The sequence below is a fragment of the Shigella sp. FC1661 genome (assembly GCF_001712525.1).
Taxonomy (GTDB): domain Bacteria; phylum Pseudomonadota; class Gammaproteobacteria; order Enterobacterales; family Enterobacteriaceae; genus Escherichia; species Escherichia coli.
In genome coordinates, this window is the sequence record NZ_MDGW01000230.1 from 1 (window position 1) to 3147 (window position 3147).

At 43.4% G+C, this 3147-nt stretch carries 3 protein-coding genes and 2 pseudogenes; all 5 read left to right on the plus strand.

The genetic code is table 11. From position 1 onward, the window contains the following. Positions 1-213, plus strand: a 213-nt coding sequence (locus BFF42_RS27270; protein ID WP_073692179.1) for a transposase, incomplete at its 5' end; no start/stop codon positions are given. A 463-nt stretch (positions 214-676) separates the two neighbouring features. Next, positions 677-1393 (plus strand): hypothetical protein, encoded by a 717-nt coding sequence (locus tag BFF42_RS13950; protein ID WP_012421733.1) that lies wholly within the window; start codon positions 677-679, stop codon positions 1391-1393. Positions 1394-1626: 233 nt separating this feature from the next. After that, positions 1627-1755, plus strand: a pseudogene (locus tag BFF42_RS27760) (IS630 family transposase); the annotation flags it as partial. 189 nt (positions 1756-1944) lie between these two features. Beyond that, positions 1945-2349 carry a hypothetical protein gene (locus tag BFF42_RS26945; protein ID WP_012421704.1) on the plus strand — a complete coding sequence of 135 codons (405 nt, stop codon included), beginning with the start codon at positions 1945-1947 and terminating at the stop codon, positions 2347-2349. A 62-nt stretch (positions 2350-2411) separates the two neighbouring features. Next, positions 2412-3046, plus strand: a pseudogene (locus BFF42_RS13965) (IS3 family transposase); the annotation flags it as partial. Positions 3047-3147: the final 101 nt, after the last annotated feature.

Genomic DNA, 3147 nt, shown 5'->3' on the forward strand with positions numbered 1-3147 from the left:
AGTAGCGGAGCAGGAAGGACATCTGATGGAAATGGAAGCCACGCAAGCACCTTAAAATCACCATCATACACTAAATCAGTAAGTTGGCAGCATTACCGGATTGTGGGCCATAAATATTCCAAAAAAATAGCCCGCTCCGTTTATTACCGGAACGGGCGAGAGCATGACATTGTCTGTAATTATAATGAGACTGCTGATTCTACTTATTTTTAATTTCAAGAAAAGCGTTTTCTACAAAGAATTATGAGATTTAATGTTTTGTTTAGACAATATTATCATTCTGTTCAATAATGAAAGTCTTCATCAACAACAAGTAAAAACAACGTCCCTCTCATCGAACCGGACTTGCAGATTTCCCGCATCCGGCTCTCTTGCAACACATCAGACCTTCACGTTCGGGCGGTTATGGGGAAGGTCCAGCAAGCTGTATGAGCCCTAACTGTTTGAATACCAGTAGATTACCAGAAACTTCTATCGATTGAAGACATTACCAACTAGCGTTACTAAATGTTGGCCACGTTTTGTTCACTTGTCTGGTTTTGATAGTAGCATTCTGCAGAGTATTTTGATATGATAAATATGCATTAACAATGATATTATTGTTAATTTCCCAGCATGAAAATTAAAAGATCAACTTTTTATCTCGAATATTTTTTACATTATCAGTTGGTTTCTTATGAATGACAATTCATTGCTTAAAAATTCTTCATTATTCATCGCCTATATGGGATGTGTAGGGTGGGTCAGTGCTTATTCTTATGGCTGGGGAACCTCTTTTTACTATGGATTTCCATGGTGGGTTGTTGGTGCAGGTTTGGATGATGTTGCCAGAAGTTTACTCTATGCTATCATAGTAATGGGTATACTTTTTACCGGTTGGGGGATTGGTATTTTATTTTTTCTTCTTATAAAGAAAAGAAGTAAAATACAAGACTTGAGTTTTTTTAGACTATTTTTTGCTATTACCCTACTGTTTTTCCCTGTAATATTCGAACTTTTAATTCTCAAACAACATTTCATACTTCCATTATCACTTTCATGCATTATTAGTTCATTGGTTATTTCAATAATAATTCGCATATATGGACGGATCTTTTCTGTATCATGTTTTTCAGATATCCCTTTTGTTAGAGAACACAGCATTAAGTTAATTATGGCTGGTTTTTTGGTTTATTTTTGGCTTTTTTCCTTTCTTGTTGGCTGGTATAAACCTCAATTAAAAAAAGAATATCAGATGCTTTGTTATAATAATAGTTGGTATTATGTTCTTGCTCGTTATGATTCACGGCTCGTTTTGTCTAGTTCATTTAAAGATGACAGTAACAGATTCTTAATATTTAATACAGAACAGTCGGGATTTTATGAAATCAATGATGTTTATGTCAGAAAGTAATAATCCTCTTCCACAAAGTGAATTAAACGAATATATAATGCGTTCGAAGTATATGTATTGAGCTGTCATACTGAGAAACAAACCTTAGGGCAGCACAATTAAAGCCAGAAACAACTATGCAAGAAAGTTACTAAATAAGTGCTCGGAACAGTAAAACACTCAGGGGGGACTCAGTCCAGATTATGTAATCAGATAAATTGCCAAACATCACAAATCACCAGCAGGACTGAGTGATGCCGAGCATTGCACCAATACCCCGTGATGAACGATGCCTGATGCAGAAAGCTCCCTATAAAACAAAGAACAAAAACTACGACCGGCGATTCACCGTCATACTGATGCTGCATCGTGGTGACACTGTCTGTCACTTTCATGTTGACTGAACAACTCTGCTGCGAAGAAGGTGTACCGCCGGCGGGATTTGATTGTCCGGCGTCTAGCTTCCACTTCCCTGATGGAACTGAAAGTTGTTATGGCCGGTCAGCTTGCCCTGTCCGCAGGACATGAGGTGCTGTGACGGACAGCACCAGTAACGGAAAGTGACAATAAAAATGAATACTGCGCTGATAGTTGCACTAATGTGTATGTGGTATGCGGTACCCGCTGCTGCAAAAGAGACTTTACTGGCTATGCCACGTAATTCAACAGAACATTGCTATGCGGAGATTAATGTGCACGGACCATATGGGGTGTATTTCCGAGTGGTCCCGCATCCCCCCGGGGGAAAGAGCTGGGTCGAATGTAACAGTGACTACTATTACTCTGATAAACCACCGGGAGTACAGATACTCGGAACCCATGCAGGGTGTCGGGTATACGGAATCTGCGGGACCACCTCGACACTGCATGTGGCTGGAAGAGGGGTTGTGTGTATTAAAAATATATGCAGTCCACGTGGGATGATAATTCACAGGATACGGAAACGTCCTGTAGTGGCTGTAAGCGATGAGATGTGATCTTACCCAGCAATAGTGGACACGCGGCTAAGTGAGTAAACTCTCAGTCAGAGGTGACTCACATGACAAAAACAGTATCAACCAGCAAAAAAACACGTAAACAGCATTCGCCTGAATTTTGCAGTGAAGCCCTGAAGCTTGCTGAACGCATCGGTGTTGCTGCCGCAGCCCGTGAACTCAGCCTGTATGAATCTCAGCTCTATGCGTGGCGCAGCAAACTGCAGCAACAGATGACCTCGTCTGAGCGTGAAAGTGAACTGGCCGCTGAAAATGCCCGCCTGAAGCGGCAACTGGCGGTGCAGGCAGAGGAACTGGCTATCCTCCAAAAGGCCGCGACATACTTTGCGAAGCGCCTGAAATGAAGTATGTCTTTATTGAAAAACATCAGGCTGAGTTCAGCATCAAGGCAATGTGCCGCGTGCTCCGGGTGGCCCGCAGCGGCTGGTATACGTGGTGTCAGCGGCGGACAGGGATAAGCCCTCGTCAGCAGTTCCGTCAGCACTGCGACAGCGTTGTCCTCGCGGCGGCCTTTACCCGGTCAAAACAGCGTTACGGTGCACCACGCCTGACGGATGAACTGCGTGCTCAGGGTTACCACTTTAACGTAAAAACCGTGGCGGCAAGCCTGCGCCGTCAGGGGCTGAGGGCAAAGGCCTCCCGGAAGTTCAGCCCGGTCAGTTACCGCGCACATGGCCTGAGGTGAGGTAGCCTGAGTTTAACGGACACTCCTTCCTGAAATAGAATGGCATCAGAAGGAGCCAATAATGAGCAGAAAAACCCAACGTTACTCTACGGAGT

Excerpts from the sequence above, each read along its gene's own strand:
- BFF42_RS13950 (WP_012421733.1), top strand. The coding sequence starts at position 677 with ATGAATGACAATTCATTGCTTAAAAATTCTTCATTATTCATCGCCTAT.
- BFF42_RS26945 (WP_012421704.1), top strand. The coding sequence starts at position 1,945 with ATGAATACTGCGCTGATAGTTGCACTAATGTGTATGTGGTATGCGGTA.